General features: G+C 64.3%; 11 protein-coding genes. 8 read left to right on the top strand and 3 right to left on the bottom strand.

Going from position 1 to position 15340, the window contains the following annotated elements; all coding sequences use genetic code 11:
• The 5 genes from AC1DP3_RS17205 to AC1DP3_RS17185 form a co-directional block, all read left to right on the top strand.
• Positions 1-1003: hypothetical protein (locus tag AC1DP3_RS17205; RefSeq protein WP_477295410.1), on the top strand; the 1003-nt coding region annotated here is incomplete at its 5' end.
• A 55-nt stretch (positions 1004-1058) separates the two neighbouring features.
• Positions 1059-3053, top strand: a complete 1995-nt coding sequence (locus AC1DP3_RS17200) for a Mu transposase C-terminal domain-containing protein (protein ID WP_477295409.1) — start codon at positions 1059-1061, stop codon at positions 3051-3053.
• Positions 3053-4213 (top strand): ATP-binding protein, encoded by a 1161-nt coding sequence (locus AC1DP3_RS17195; protein WP_477295407.1) that lies wholly within the window; start codon positions 3053-3055, stop codon positions 4211-4213. The genes AC1DP3_RS17200 and AC1DP3_RS17195 overlap by 1 nt, the downstream gene beginning before the upstream one ends.
• Positions 4210-6456 (top strand): TniQ family protein, encoded by a 2247-nt coding sequence (locus AC1DP3_RS17190; RefSeq protein WP_477295405.1) that lies wholly within the window; start codon positions 4210-4212, stop codon positions 6454-6456. The genes AC1DP3_RS17195 and AC1DP3_RS17190 overlap by 4 nt, the downstream gene beginning before the upstream one ends.
• A gap of 308 nt (positions 6457-6764) precedes the next feature.
• Entirely contained in the window at positions 6765-8090 is a 1326-nt protein-coding gene (locus AC1DP3_RS17185; protein WP_477295403.1) for an ApeA N-terminal domain 1-containing protein, read from the top strand.
• Between the two features lie 254 nt (positions 8091-8344).
• Here AC1DP3_RS17185 and AC1DP3_RS17180 read toward each other — a convergent pair whose 3' ends face one another.
• Together AC1DP3_RS17180 and AC1DP3_RS17175 are read right to left on the bottom strand one after the other, a co-directional pair.
• Positions 8345-9154 (bottom strand): nuclease-related domain-containing protein, encoded by an 810-nt coding sequence (locus AC1DP3_RS17180; protein ID WP_477295401.1) that lies wholly within the window; start codon positions 9152-9154, stop codon positions 8345-8347.
• A 158-nt stretch (positions 9155-9312) separates the two neighbouring features.
• A complete protein-coding gene (locus AC1DP3_RS17175; protein ID WP_477295399.1) occupies positions 9313-9573 on the bottom strand; it encodes a hypothetical protein in 261 nt (86 codons plus the stop codon).
• Between the two features lie 108 nt (positions 9574-9681).
• Here AC1DP3_RS17175 and AC1DP3_RS17170 point away from each other — a divergent pair, with 108 nt between their 5' ends.
• The gene (locus AC1DP3_RS17170; RefSeq protein ID WP_477295397.1) at positions 9682-10533 is read left to right on the top strand and encodes a hypothetical protein; all 852 of its coding nucleotides are present in this window, start codon (positions 9682-9684) and stop codon (positions 10531-10533) included.
• A gap of 136 nt (positions 10534-10669) precedes the next feature.
• On the opposite strand, the gene AC1DP3_RS17165 is transcribed toward AC1DP3_RS17170, so the two are convergent.
• On the bottom strand, positions 10670-12571 hold the full coding sequence (locus AC1DP3_RS17165) for a hypothetical protein (protein ID WP_477295395.1): 1902 nt from the start codon (positions 12569-12571) through the stop codon (positions 10670-10672).
• A 1806-nt stretch (positions 12572-14377) separates the two neighbouring features.
• On the opposite strand from AC1DP3_RS17165, the gene AC1DP3_RS17160 reads away from it, so the two are divergent.
• Both AC1DP3_RS17160 and AC1DP3_RS17155 read left to right on the top strand, forming a co-directional pair.
• On the top strand, positions 14378-15019 hold the full coding sequence (locus AC1DP3_RS17160; RefSeq protein ID WP_477295393.1) for a PIN domain-containing protein: 642 nt from the start codon (positions 14378-14380) through the stop codon (positions 15017-15019).
• On the top strand, positions 15016-15340 hold a 325-nt coding region (locus AC1DP3_RS17155; RefSeq protein WP_477295391.1), incomplete at its 3' end, for a hypothetical protein. The genes AC1DP3_RS17160 and AC1DP3_RS17155, both read left to right, overlap by 4 nt.

The raw sequence follows: 15340 nt of genomic DNA, 5'->3' as shown, positions 1-15340 counted from the left end.
GGTGGAGCCGATCAAATCCCCACCCGAGTGGGCAGGTGAGCGCGGTGACAGCCTCGTTCGTCTGACTCGCGAACAGGCAGCCGCGGGCGTCGGCGACCCGCGTTTCAAGAATGTCGACCCGTTGGCTGTGCTCACGAATTGGTTCGGGCCGGGTGACCCTCTGACCAAGCCAGCGTTGGAGCCCGCGATGGACGGTTTCGACGACCGTCGGGTTCGTGTGTTTCGGCCCTCATGGGGTATTCGGCGGTTGCGTTTCGACACGGCCGTGGCGCGGAGGCGGGACGTCACGATCACCTACACGGTCGACGGGATCCGGCCTCAGACCACGGCCCTTGGCTCGTTCGATCACCGGCTGCTTCGCACGGTGCGGCCGATGCGGGACTTTGCTCGTCGCCTGAAGCAGTCGAACAAGCCTGTGGCGCCGTGGTTGCACACGGTCGGTCATCACGTGGGCGCTGAGTCGCATCACGAGCGCACGCTCATGATGCTCGCCGATTACCACCCGGCGGTGCAACACATCTCCGGCCAGCCGTTCACGCTCGTGTGGCCGACGGGCGATGGCTGGGAGTCGCACACACCTGACGTGTGTCTTCTCGGCAATGACACGTCGCCGTTGATCGTCGACGTACGGACGCCGGACGGAGCGGTCGACGAGGAGTGGGCGGCGAAGGTGCCGGCGATCCGACGCGCCGTCGAAGCCCTCGGGATGGGGTACGTCGTGTGGACCGGGATGTCGCGTCCCTACCGAATGAATCTCGAGAACCTCAMCGAAGCGCGCGTCCCGACGGAATCGTACGCGTTCTGGTCGCTTGTGGCGCTCGACCTGTGTACCGAACCGATGACGGCTGGGGAGCTCGCAGATCATCTCGACGCCACAGGCTACAAGCGACTGCTGGCTCTGATGCTGCTAAGGCGCATGCTCTGGCGCCGGGCGCTACGCACGGACATGTTCATCCCTTACAACCCCTCGTCGAGGGTGGAGCGTGCTGATGGCAAAGAATGAGTCGCGGAAACGGATCGCCGTCGGTCATCCAGTTGTCCTTGACGGAGTCTCGTACATGGTCGACGACATCGTCGGCGGATGGGCCACGCTGCGGGCATTGGACGGCGCCGCGAGTCGGATGCCGATGCGTGAGCTCTCGAACCGCCTTGCCGGCGAGGCCGCGCCACCACCGCTCAGCGAGCGGTTCCACGACGTCGAGCACCGCTTGTCGACGAGTCAGATCGAGAAGCTCATGGAGCGCCGTTCCATCGTCCGATGGTTTGAGAGCGGTCTCCAGCCGGAACAGCGTGCAGGCGCCATACCCGCTCCCTGTTACGACCCTGAGCTTGTACCCGATCGTGGGGTGCGTATCCGAGCCATGGCTGAGGCGATCGCGGAGCAGCGTGGCACCAAGGTGGAGAGCGCCATGAAGCTCATCCACCGAATCTTGGAGAAGGCCACGACAGGGGAGGCAGGGCTCCTGGATCCGAGGCTGGTGGCACCGCTGCGTGTTGCAAAGCACGATGAGATCGAGGGACTGGTGCGCGAGTTCCTAATCGACGGGGTGTATCGATCCACGACCACCAACCTGTCCAAGTACGTCGCGTTCTGTGCGTGGGTGCAGCGGGAACACGGCCTGGAGCCACCGGCGAAGCGCACCTTCGAACGCGCTCATTCCATCGTCCAAAGGCGGTACCCGCATCTCACCCAGAAGGCGAAGAGCCGAGAGTCGACCGCTCAGGCACCCAAGGTCGCGATTGAACGTCGGTTCGCGATGCGCCCCGGTGAGTATTGGTTCATCGACGCGACCCCGTCGAATGTGATGCTCCGGGATCCGTACGCGCCGGCCGATAGCGCACGACAGTACCGACTCAAGTTCGTCAAACTCATGGATGGTGCCACGAGACACGTCGTCGGTCGCTCGGTCAGCGAAGCGGCCGACGGGTATTCGGCCGGATTGGCATTGGCGGATGCCTTCCGGAGAATGATCGAGGACCCGGAGCCCGCCGTGTCGGGTGTGCTCGGACATCCGTGGCCGATCGTCGGTCTTCCCAGTGTGGTGTCTCGCTGGCCGATTCCGCCGAGGCGATTGCTGCTGGACAACGGACGAGAGTTTCTCAACAAGCACGGAATGTGGACGCTGCACCGTCTGGGCATCGATGTCGAACCGCAGCGTGTCCGGGACGGACGTGGAAAGGCGCGACTCGAGCGGTTCTTCGGCACGAACAAGACCAACTTCGAGGAACAGCAGTACAACTTCATCGCCGGGTCGGTGGAGGGACGCGGATCAGAAGCCGACTCGGATGTGATTCTCACGTGGGATCAATTGCTTGCCCGTGACGATGCGTGGACCGAGTCGTACAACGTTACGGAGCATGCGGGTCTCTTGTCGGAAACGGGGCGGCGGATCAGTCCGGCACAACGGTGGATCGAACTCGCGGAGGAAACCGGAGCCATCGAGGTGGTGGCGTGGCGGAACGAGTGGATCCGGTTCCTGCCCAACCAGGTTGTTACTCTCAACCGCTACGGGGTCGCCCGGCGCGGAATGGTCTATAACGCGCCCATCATCCGCACCTTGATCGACGTCGACGGGGCGGCGCCCAGCGGCAAGGTCCGCCTCTTCTGGGATCCGGCAGACCTGCGACAGGTCTACTGCTTCGATCCTGCCGGCAATGCCTACGAGGTCCCCTGGGTCTATCGAACCGAGGACACCCAGCCATTTACCGACTTCACGCTCGACTGGGCCCTCAGACGCCTCGAGGGAACAACCCGGTCCAAGGCGGATCATCAGAAACACCTCGTCGACCTCGTACGCCACTGGCAGAGCGAAGACATTGTTCTGATCGTGGAGACCCGCAGCCGCAGAAACGCGCAAGAGATCCTCGCCTCGCAACTCGACGCGATTCGCAGCGCCGACAGCGGCTCCATCATCGCGGCCGCGAGTTTCGTCGGGCAGGAAGTGATCGATGCGCTTCAGACCCGGGCGGAAAGTCTCGAGCTGGACGAGGAAGGACTCGAGCTGCTCGGAAACGAAGACGAGGACGACCTCTTCAGTGTGTACGACGACTAGTGGCTGGACTCGACCCGCGCATCCGCGCCTTCTTCGGCAAGGACGAACACCCCGAGCTGAGCTGGGACTACCTGCACCCCACCGACCGCGCCTGGATCGAGACGGTCGTTCTCGCCGAAGGGGACGACCCGGGCGTTCTGTCGCCCGCCGACTTTGAACGCCTCGGAGGGGACGACCAGCGTCGCCGACAGCGGAAGGTTGATGACTGGCACAAGGCTTGGCCCCCCGTTCGCACTGAACAGGTAAAGAGCGTTGAGCGGCACCTGGCGATGCTTCCGGAAGCGCGGCCGCACCGCGACCACGAGCTTCTCGACGTCCCACTCATCACGGGGCGCCCTGGCGTCGGAAAGACGTACCTGTTGAAGCGCGAAGCGGTGAAGGCGTTCTGCCGGGCCGCTTGGGACCGTCGGCTCGATGACGAAGACCTTGCCCCCGGTGCACCCGGTCTCGTGGACCCGKACTGGCGACCGGTGGTCTTCAACTCCGAGGACTCAAACGTCTCGGTCAAATCGTTCTTCACGCACCTGTGCGAAGTGATCGGCGTTCCTTCCGGCGGTGACCCGCAGGCGGCCTTCCGGCGGGCTGTGCCGCGCCACGGCATCCAGACAGTGTTCATCGATGAATTTCAGATGATCAACTTCGACGGACAGCGGGGCATGTACCTGCACAATGCCGTGAAGGCACTGCAGAACATGAATGTKCGCGTCATCCTCGCCGGTCACAACGTCCGTCAGCTGCTCGTCCGACGGCAGACAGCTGCACAGAACATCACTCAGACACAATCGGTTGCGCGATGGGCATTCCTAGAGCTCGAGCGATATCCGCACGCAACGCAACCGCAGGTCATCGAGTGGCGCGCCATGCTCCGAAGGCTCGAATCGCACGTTCGCCTCGCGGGCCACACGCCGAACGAACCCGTCTTCAGCAGAACGTTCGAACAGCATCTCTGGGTTCTCACCCTCGGATACATGAACTCACTCGCAAGTCTCCTGACCGAGGCATGCACGACCGCCTCACGCACGCGCGACCAAGCCATCACCGAGAAGATCCTGGACTCGATCGTCCTCAGTGACCGCGTCGAGCTCGGCAAGGCCACACGCGTTAAGTCGTGGCGTGCAGGCTTGTTCGACTGGTCCACCGACACCCCCGAGGACGGATGAATCCGCGTCGGACCACACGGATCCGCCTCGAGGAAGTGCGTCCCCTAGGCGCGCGGCTTACCTTCATCGAGAAGGAGTGGCTGCCCAGCATGTTCCGGCGCATCGGGCACTCGTTTGGAACGTCGTCCGAGGACATCGCGGACTGGTGTGGACTGCGTTGCCTCAAACCCGGCCCATTCGCGCAGCTTGGCAACGCTCTCCCGAGCGAAGCATCCGCAGCGATCGAGGTTGGCCTGGGATTCACGACCGAGCAACTCCAGACCACCGTCATGGGGAGCCTTCCACCGGAACTGATCAGTCTCAGGGGATTAGGGAAACCAGTCCAGTCGAAGGACTGGACCCGCGGGGGCGGCACCCGCTACTGCGTCGAATGCCTCCGCGAGCGACCGGGGGTCCTTTACACCTATTGGCGGCTCTGGTGGAGCTTCATCTGCGAGCGACACCACACCCTCCTCCGAGCCACCTGTCCCGCCTGCCGCGGCGACGTCGTCGAGGCGACACTCAGGGAACGAGAGATGCGAGATCCTTCGCTCTGCTGGTCCACCCTGCCCGACGGCGACTCTTGCCGACACCCGCTTGCAGACACATGGGACGAAGAACCTGTTGATCCCGACTCGCCAATGCTGCATGCCCAGCTCATACTCGCGCGGGGATGGACGCAGGGTCCCACCGACCTTCCGCACGTTTCGCCGAACACCCTCCGCGGCACCGGCATTGCGCTTCTTGGAGCTGGCGACCTGGGACGGATCGCAGCATTGGCACGCGTCCCTGCGGACGAGATTGTCGGACTGTTCGACCAGCGCGAAAGGACCGGCGGCACCCCGCCACAAGAACCGCTCGCAATGGCTGCGCTCCTCGGGGCGGCCTACCGGCTCATCACTGACCCCGAGCAGGCGGTGCGAAAAGTCATCCGTGAGACCACCTTCATTCGACCCGTGCGATCGGCGGATGCTGTCGAAGGCCCCGGGAGCGCCCGATACCTTCTGAGCTATTGGCCYGGTATCGACAGACGGATGCGTGGCCGAGTGCTTCGCGCTCTCGATTCGGATCTGCCTGCAATCCAGCGACTCGTACACGGCTCGGCCGCGTCAGCGGAGGTCTTTGAAGCCCTGCAAGCAATCCATGAGACTCCGCCGCACGATCAGTACCAGTATGTGCTCGGCTACGACAGCATCGTAAACAGGCCTGACTACTACGGGGAGTATCGGTGGAGCGAGCGATTCGTGCCCCGATTGATGTGGCCGTCATGGGCCGCACCACTCGGCGTGGACGATCGAACCGAAGCTCACGCATTGCAGATCGCGCTGGCAGACGCGCTCCGAATCGCTGGAACCGGAACCCGCCCAGATGCCGATGCGATCGCCGGCATCGGMCGACGACTTCGCCCGTCGATGCTGGGAGATCCTGGTCAGACCGACGCCGTGCTCCAGCAGATCTGCGAACTTGCGCTTTTCTTGCGGTCTGCCCCCGGCCCCATCGATTATGAACACCGGCTGACCCTCCCCACAGACCAGCTTCTGCTTGAAGATCACTGGCAGATGGTTGTCGCATCAGTCGGCGAAAGTCCGGGGCAGCAACGACGCCTGCTGAACGCGCGTCGGTACGCGTTCCTTCGGATGAGCGCAGGCGCCGCGCCCGACCTGCCCGACACCCTCCGCTTCCGTCCGGGCACCTCGGATGTCGCGGACTATACGGAGTTCATGCTCACGATGACGGCGGAACTCAAAGTCGCGATCGACGGGTACCTGGTCGGCTGGCTCCAACGGTTCGAGAGTCAGGTCGCCCCCGGCCGGGACCACTGGGCCCCTCCGGAGTCTGCCAAGGGGCAGATTGTCGTCGCGTACGAGCCGCCACGCTTCCGCCACGCGGGAGCGCGGCTGGCTCCCGAACTCGACGACATCGACCTTCCGACACTTCATGACCTCATCGGGAACGGGGTTGTCGGTCTCGGCGTTCTGTCGGAAGCCGTCGATCGTGCACCTCGCCATGTTCGATGGGCGATCGCCGCGCACCCCGTCCCATCCGGCCGTCTCATCAGCTACATCGACTGGACGAACGCACTGGCCGACCTTCCCGACCGTTCTCGGGTCTGGCCCGCCAGGGAGTCCCGGCATCACAGTTGGCGACCCTCGGACGAACTTGCCGAAGGCGAGGCGAGATCTCCAAACGACGAGGTTTCCACGAGATACTTCACCGTGCACGGACGCCTGATGGAGAACGCGGTGTACAAGATGGACCTTTAGAGTCGACGAGATGAACGCGAGTCAGGGAGTCCAATCGCGTCGTATAACGAACTATCGGTGTCTATATCGACGGCATCCTCGTCGATTTCGAGAGGTTCACGCAGCGGCTGGACCGACATCAGGTGCACGGACACACTCGCGGATCTTCTACTGGATCAGTCCGTCCGCGCGGTAGCGGYGAGGCGGGCTTCGAACGACTCTCGGCGGGCCGTTTCCGTCGTGCTGGCGGGCACGATGCGCGGTAAAGGACGAACGGCGGAGTCTGAGCCTCCTGCTACTTTGAGCGCAGGGGTCAGGAAAGGTCATCGGTGCCGAACGAGTTGCAGCTGGGAACACGGCGAACCGGCGACTTCTACGACTCGCACAAGGGCACCCCTGAGGTCAAAGTCACGCTAGAGCGCTCTGCGGCGGGTCTGTCCGTGACGGTCGCGTGGTCGAATGAGACCGTCCCATACGCCGCGTGGTTCCTGCAGGGCGGCGGATTCATCCAGGGAACTGAGCCAGAGGACCCTCTGCCGGTGCCTCGCCGGGTCGTGTTTCACGACTCGCATGGCCACGTCCTTCTCATTCGCTGCTGGGCGCGCGGCTACCACGCGAATTCCTTCGGTCCTGGGAGTGGCACCCTCTGGGCGCGTGCAGCGATTATGGGCGTGCGTCAAGACCTCGAGTTCGATCGTCCTCATGGGTTGCAAAGCGAGATCTCCGGGTTGCGGGAGTGGCTGGGCGTCACCTCATGGCACGAGGAGATCGAGAAGCGCAATCCGCCGAAGATCACAATCACATCGCTTGATCCCGAAACCACGAAGGTGTGTGAACGAGACGGAGTGAGCCTTGAGTTTCGGGCCGGGTGGCAAGTAATTCCAGAACGGGGCGATGACCGGCGGGTCCTGCAGGACCTGGTGAGATGCACCACCCGCAGCACCGATGCGATCGCGTGGGACTCCCATATGGGCCTTCACCGCGCAATCCGTGACCTACTGGTTGTTTCCAGGTGGCGCGAGGAGTCTTGCGTCCCTGTCTATGCACTCCGTCGGGACGACCCTCTCACCACGCTTGATGGCAAAACACACGGTGAGCAGTGGCGAGGGGTGGTAGTTCGTGATGATGAACGCACACCTGCCCCGAAGGGCTGGCACCCCCACCTCCTGCGGTTCGACGATCTCGGTGTCGAGGGGCTCAACCGTTGGATCACCCTTCGGAACGAGTTCGCCCGCGCACTTGATCCGGTGATTACCAGCATTGACCTCCGCAACGCCACTCCGCGTACCCTCCTCGCCCACACTGGCCCGGGCCTGGAGGCGCTGGGCTATCTGCTCATGCTTCGCGACGGAACGTCCGAGACGCAGGCCCGCAACTCGAACCTGCAGGCTCGGTTCGATCGCATTCTCGCGGACTTGCGGGGTGTGCTTCCGTTCGACGGTCCAGAGTGGGCGACGCGAACTGTGAGTGCATACAACGGGCTGAAGCACGCGAACAGGGCGATGCCCGAGGACGTCGACGTGATGACTTCGTGGGCGCAAAGTGTGATGGTCGTGCGGGCGTGGGTGGTCATCGAACTGGGTGTTCCCGCGGACGAGGTGAGGACGCGCCTCACGGATGACCGCCAACCCCGCCGCTTCGAGCGGATCGAGTAGCACCCTTCGATCGGCGGTCCGGAGCTATCGCGCAACACACTGTTGCGCGATCTCGGCCATTTTGACCAGCTCGGGCTGGCGGCGCCTTTGTACAGGTGGCGGGCCAAACCGGGATAGTTGGGGAGCCAGCGAGCACGAGGCTCCACTCCACCCGACCTTCCCTGCTGTCTACTTACCCTTCCCGGCGAGCGATGTGCCCGCTGAAGGTACCCCTCTGACGACTTCACCGTCGGGCGTCAACCGACGTGATCGCGTCAGGCGGTTGGGAAAGCTGCTGCCAGTCGCGCATGGACACCGTCGACATCGACCGAGCGGTCGACGGCTGACGCCTCGGTCAAGCGCTTCACGAGCAGTTTCGGCCACAGCACGTCGATGCCGTTCACGGTGAACGCGCCGCCGAGTAGCGGCCAGTCAGCGTCCACGAAGCAGAGTGCGCCCTTCACCTCGACGTACGCGCCGGCCAGCGCGGTAGTCACACGGGAGATCTGAGACTTCACTCCGTCAACGAGCTTGGTTTCGTCGCGTCCTGCGACGCGCAGTGTTTCAACGCGTGGTCGCAGGATCCCACCTGCCACCTGCAGGGAAGGTCCGCCCTTGTAACGTTTCGCGTCGATCACCCACACCCCGGAAGTCGACACGGCGATGTGGTCGATGTTCCCGCGAGTGCCAGGGATGCGACGGTCATGGAGCATCCGGACCGTGTCGGGCAGTTCTTTGAGCCGCTCGGCGAGGAGTTCCTCTCCGATCGCGCCGCGCTGCCACGCTTCGGTGCTCTGCGGGTCGTCCGAGAGGGCAAGGATGAGTCCGCCCAGTTTTGGGTGGCGGGCGCGGATGCGTTGCTCACGGGCGTTCTTGCGGCGCTCGTGCTCTCGTCGCGCAGAGGCGCCGGCGACTCCGGTGGGCGGTTCGATCGGTGTCGCCGCGCATGTGACGCAGCGCACGGTCTTCGATTCGCGCTCGTAGATCGCGTCGGTTCCGGCGGGCAGGGCCGTGCCGCAGAGTCGGCAGGCGCCGGCGTAGCGCAATCGCATCCGCTTGTCGGCCGGCTTCGATTCAAGCGTCACCGCTCGAAGCTAGCAGGGGGTGAACTCGGCAGTTCGAGCGAGAGGTGACAGATCGCCCCGTATAACGAACTATCGGTGTCTATCTCGACGGCACTCTCGTCMGATTTCGGGAGGTGTCACGCACCGACATCCGGTGCACGGGCACACTCGCGGATGGGCTACTGGATCAGTCCGTCCGCGCGGTACCGCGCGACGCGGGCCTCGAACGACTCGCGCCGGGCGCGCTGGTACGGCGTCCACAGCTCGGGCCGGTCGGTGATGTCCGCGCCGTCGCAGTGCGGGCGCTCCCATTCCGGCTCCGAGCCGAGGCGCAGGATTGCCACCTCAGCGTGCTGGTTCACCTGACCGCGGCCCGATCGCAGATACGCGAGAGCGCGGGCGTCGAGGTTGTTCGCGGCGACGTGATGGGTGCGGGGCATGTGGCGGGACTCCTTTGAGGATCGATGCGGTCCGGCCACCGTCCCACCAGGCTACGACCGCCCGCCCGCCCCGCGACGCCGGTCATGGTGGGCGGCTAATCTTCGCTAATGAACCCTGACGTGGCGGAGTCGCAGGCTGGCGCCGTGGGCTCCTTGCAGTTGCACGCGGACTCACTCGCCCGGTCCTTTGCGACGATGCGTGACATCGCCGTCGATCTCGATCGTGTGGCGAGAATGCACATTCCTTCGTCCTCTCCGCTCGCCCATGATGAGCGCGCCACCCGACGCGCGGGCAACCGTCTGGTCCTGGGTGAGTACGTTCAGGAACGGGCCGCCACCGCTGCGCGATATCTCTTCGAATTGCACCGTTCGACCCTCGAGGTGGAGCCTGAACGACTGCAACTGGACTTCGTGCTGCTCTATCCCACGCTGCGCGGAGCGCTCGAGAACAGTGCGGCGCTGACCTGGATCCTGAGTCCAGAGGAACGCCAGCTGAGGCTAGAACGATTCATTCGCGTGCTGCGTCGCGATGTCACGCAGTTCGTCGCGAACAACAAGCGACTCGCCGCGGCAAACATCAATGGGCTGCAAGTTCCTGCGGAGCTGTTCGAGCGCCTCGCGACGAGCATGGAGACCCAAGGCCCGCTCGCCACGGATTATCTTGATGCCGCCGCCACGTCGCTCGGAATGAACGTTCGTGCCTCTCAAGGCCAAGTCTTGACGGCAACTCCGATCGTCGACGTCTACGGCGACGGCAGCGTGCCACACGTCGTGTGGCGCTTCCTAAGCGACCTCACCCACTTCTCGTTCTCCATCATGAAGAACCACGAGATCGCCGAAGCCGAGACCGGCGAACCTGTCCGAATCGCCTCTCTCAGCCTGTTCACGACCAGCATCGTCATGGCAGCGCAAGACGCACTGCAGGMGATTGAGCAATCGATGCGCCCGGTCGCCGGCTGAAGGGGGCGAGCCGTCGAACGTCCAGGTAGCACGCCGGGGGTTGTTGAGCAGCTCGCGATCCAGCCGGGCGCCTCCGGGATGTCGGATTTCAGCCAGCCGGTTCAAGGTCTCGTCTGATGCCTGCCGGCACGAATGTTCAGGGCTCGGTGTCGTCGTGTGTAACGACGCGGCTGAGCTCCACGGCTCCGCCCGGCAGCGTCCAGTAGTGCAGGCGGCGTGCGGCGGCGGTCTGCTGTTCGATGGATGCGCGCCAGCATCGTGCATTGTCACCGGGGCGTATGACATCCGTGTCGCCGCCTCCGTCTCCGGTGCGTAGCGGGTGAACATCGCGACCTGCGACCGTGCGGATGCGACCCGTGACGGCATCCACTGTCGCCCGCATCGCCTTGTCGAACTGTCCTTCGTCCAGGGCCCCAAGCGATGCCGTGAAGTCCGGCCCGATGGTGTAGTCGCGCAACGGCCAGGTGTCACGGTCGCCACCGCGCATGCGTTTGATCCAGGCGAGATGCACCTCGTGTTTGACCCATCCCTCGTCCGTCGTCCAGTCGGCGCGGCGGGTCGCCTGATCGTCCTGCGCGGCGGGATCCGACGCCGCGGTCTTGCGCGCATTACGCAGCGCCAGAGTTGCGTTGCGCCGCTGTTCCTCGAGTTCGCGGATCTTGCGCTCGAGTTCTCCGCGCTCGGCGAGCTCCTGCTGTAGACGTGCCCTTGTGCCGCTGACCAACGCCTGAAGGCGCTGGATCGAAGAGTCATCGGCGCCAGCTTCGACGAGCCGTCGTTCCAGTTCTGCGATCTGCGCCCGGGCGGCAGTGAGCTGCAGCTGCGTGGAGTGCAACGCGCTCCCCGCGGTCGGGACCGAATCCGCATCGACAACCATCGGCTTCCGGGTCGGCTCCGCATCGACGGGCTGTGCGGCGGGAGTGTGAACGACACGGCGCCCGGGACCCGGGCATGGCCGGGCCGGCGGAACCGGAGGAGATCCTGTGGCCCTCTCAGGCGCCGAACCATCGGCCGGTGCCGCCTCGGTGTGCTCCCGGGTTCGGGCGGTGGGCGAGACCTGGGCGGGACCTTCGAGTGCTACCAGTTCATCTTGGACCGTGTCCGGGGTCGCGATGAGCGCGCGGCCCTCCACGAGCCACGGTCGCCCGCCCGTTGTCAGAGCAAGGGAGGGGACTAGGGGCTCGTCATCATCGACGTCGACGAGACTGAGATGGAGCGTGCCGTCGGAGAGATGTGCCACACGGACAGCGACGACATCTCCCTCGGCGAGCAGGAGATCGACCGTGTCGAGGGGGTTCACCGAGATGTCGCCCCGGCGCACTGCATGCTCGATCGTCGGGTGCAACAGCAGCAGCGCTCGTGAGGCGGTCACCTTCTTCACGAACGCGAGCGTGGCGGAGCGGTGGGGGAACGCTTTGGCCAGGGCCGCCATGTTGGGGGCAGCGGTCTCGACCAACATGCGGTGAGCATCCAGATCGAGTGTCCCCTCGATTTCCTGGCCGGTGTGGAGGACCCAGTCCAACGGGAACGGCGGATATGTCAGCTCGCGCCAGACAGTCGCGAAGCCATGACCTGCCGCATCGATGACTGCACGCGTGCCGTCCGCGATGAGTCCCAAGACGCGGCCGGACACGCGTATCTGGCGCGCAGATGCCGGTCTTCTGAACAGCCCTGCTTCATTCGCCTGGGCCAGGACATCGCCGATCAGGTGACCAGTGGCCTTTGATCCGGGGAACCGAAGCGGTGATCGTCGCCAGTCGGGATTGGCAGCAAAGTCGGCGGGGTATGACCGGCCGGCGCCGCCGTAGACCTGGGTGCGGTCAGGAAGGTGTTCGTCGAGCGCGTAGGTGAGGTCGCCGGTGGTTATGAGAGCAAGCTCGGCCAGGTCCTCAACCTCAGTGTGCAGCTCTCCGATGTCGAGTACGAAGGTGCCGGTCGCCGGATCGCTCGAGACGACCACCAAGGGTCGCGCGCGCGGGCCAAGAATCCGAGTCGCCAGCGCCGCGACGTCTTCCACGTTCTCGACGCGGGTGATCACAGATTCTCCTAGGGGCGAGGTCGTGTTGCTGGAACTGTACGGTGCTGCTCCGACATCCGCGGTGCAGCCGGGCACCGGACTGACCGCGAACGGGGAACATCGTCTACGAACCCGCATAGGCCGGGCGCCCAGTCATTGCCCTCGAGCGCGACGTTGTCGTCCGACATGGTCCCGATACGAAGCGATCCCAAGCGGTTAATCGTGTGATTCGAACCTATCTTGTGGACAGACCACAGCAGTGTGAGTCGACTGGGAGCCTTCTGCGAACGACCTGGTCGTCGCCCCAGCTGAGCGAGGCAGACCTGCGCTTGCGGCGCGCCAGACATCCGCTGGTCCCTCGATGGAGAATCAGAGTGGGCTCGCCGAAGGCTGGGGGCGCAGCATCCCAACTCTCTCGCCACCAAAGCTTGACGGCACCTGGCTCAAACGTCGAAGCAGGTCACGGACTTGCGCTGGCGGCCGATACAACCGATCGCACGCAGAGCTCCCAGCATGTGGTCAGACCACAAAGCTACACTTGTGCCACTAGACCATCCGTGCTGCGGAGCTCGAACTGGGAGAACGGTTTCGCACTTCTTGAAAGGCCAAGACCGTCATGCGTAGGCCCATCGTCGGCTTCGTGGCATCACCCGACGGCGAGCGGAGTGACGATCGCGACGGGCACTGTCGGAGCTATCAGTTACTATTCGGTCACTGGCGCATGCTTCAGGCTGACCGGGGTCATCCCTGGTTCTGCCGTCGGAGCGATCTGGGGATCGTTCGAAGATTGCGCGCGCGGAGTCGTGATGCAGGGCGCGACGTGCGTAAAGACCTGACGGACCTGCGATCTGGGGGAGTCAGCATGGCCAGGTACAGCGGTGGAGGCGGCTACCGCAGCGGGTCCAGCGGCGGCTACCGCAGCGGCTCCAGCGGCGGGTCCAGCGGCGGCTACCGCGGCGGGTCCAGCGGCGGGTCCAGCTATGGCAACGGCAGATCCGGCGCGGCTGCGTCGGGTCGAGGATCCGGCGGTTCGTACCGGGGCGCGTCCTCTGGTCGCTCATCGGGTGCATTCGGAGCGTCGCGGGGCGGAAGCACTTCCTCCGGTTCGRGGCGCGCTGCCGGAAAGTCCTATTCGGCGAATACGAAGTCGTTCATCGCGGGCAAGATCGCTGGACAGTATCAAGCGAAGGGCTACTCAAAGCCCCACGCCCAGCACATCGGAAACAAGGTCGTGAGCAAGATGCCCGGTACCTTCCAGTCCGGTCCGGGCTCGACTCCGAGCTGGACCGCTGGTGTGGTCACCGGACGCAACCAGAGCCTCTACGGTTACGGGCTCAGCCGGTCCACCTACATTGGCAACGCAGTCGTCCGCAAGCAGGTCGCCAGAAAGACCCGAAGCTCTGCCGGCGCTCCCGTATCGCCCAGGTCGTCCGGCGGCGGCACGAAGATCGCGAACAACCTCGCCCGTTCCAGAAGCAGCCTCCCGACGCGATCCACGCCACGTGTGCTGCGGCAGACCTCGAAGATTCGGTTCCAGCAGGAGCCGCTTCACGGGCACGCCACCAGTCCGCCTCAAGCCTCAGCAATGGTCAATGGGCTGGTAGTCGAGAGCGGCAGGGCCACACGCGTCCCGCAGACGACCGCTCCCGCTTCAGGTGTAGCTCCACAGACAAAGATTCAAGGCTGGGTAGCGACGGACCATTCCACCCCAGGCGCGGTTCAGCCTGCGGCAAGCAAGATCGCGGGCTGGGCTGTGGCAACCCATCTCTCGTCCGGGGCTCCGGCAGGCGAAGACGGCATGACCCCGCAGAGTCAGCGAGATCACCGGTGACCCCGCTGACCACCCTGATCTTCATCGACACCTCGAGCCTCCTGGTCTCATGCTGGAAGGGCGACGAGCGAAAAGGTGAAGCCATCACCCACGATCCCAGCAAGGAGCAGGCGTTCTGGGATCGCGAGGTCGCCAGGCTTGCGGCGAGTGGTMGTCTGGTCCTCACGGCACGGAATCATGAGGAACTGATCAAACACTCGAACTCGAAGGCCAAGCCGGGACTGGCGGACCGGTCGAAGTATGTCCTCGCGAAGCTTGCGCCGCTGATCAAGGCCGGGACCGTCGAGGTTGTTGGCGACAGCAACGACCCGTTCGCCGACGCGGTTCTTCTGTCTGTTGCGCTGAAGTTCCGGACACAAGCGAACCTCGTCTTTGTGACTCAAGATCGGGCGCTTGCCCAGGACCTACTCAAGGTCGTGAGCTTTGAGTCCGTTCGTCCACGAGGTGGGCAGACGATGGATGTCCAAAGGGTGGCCGGGAGCGGTCGGGTCGAGACAGTTGGCAACCGAGGGCGGGTTGCATCACCTGGACCGTTCTCAAGCAGCAGCAACACCCCCGTGATGGCAACTTCGTCTGCCGAAGCGACGGAGCCGCCAGCGAAAGCCTGGTGGGAACGAGTGAGAAGCGGCAATTCGTGAGCACCACTACCGTCCCGGAAGCACAACGATTCGCCCACGTTACCCGGCTGGAACCGCCGGGCAGGCTCATCGCCCTCACCGGGGAACTGCCGGGCGAGCGTGCCGCGCGCGGGGTGCGCGTAGGAGCTCGAGTATTGGCTGATGACGGCAAGAAGCGGGTCGCGATTCAGTTGACAGTAAAGCTCGCCGAAGGCGGTGAGGGGTCTGTCTTTCAGACTGACGTTGGCGGCTACGTCGCGAAGATCTACAAGCGTGACAAGCTGACCAGTGATCGTCTTGAAAAGCTGAGAGCCATGATTGCCCGGCCGATCCGTTACAAGG

The organism is Microbacterium sp. P5_B6 (assembly GCF_056400345.1).
The sequence above is the reverse complement of the archived record's forward strand: the minus strand, read 5'-3'. Positions and strand labels throughout refer to the sequence as shown.

Coding starts and splice junctions, on each gene's coding strand:
- AC1DP3_RS17200 (WP_477295409.1), top strand. CDS start 1,059: ATGGTCGACGACATCGTCGGCGGATGGGCCACGCTGCGGGCATTGGAC.
- AC1DP3_RS17175 (WP_477295399.1), bottom strand. CDS start 9,573: ATGCCCCGCACCCATCACGTCGCCGCGAACAACCTCGACGCCCGCGCT.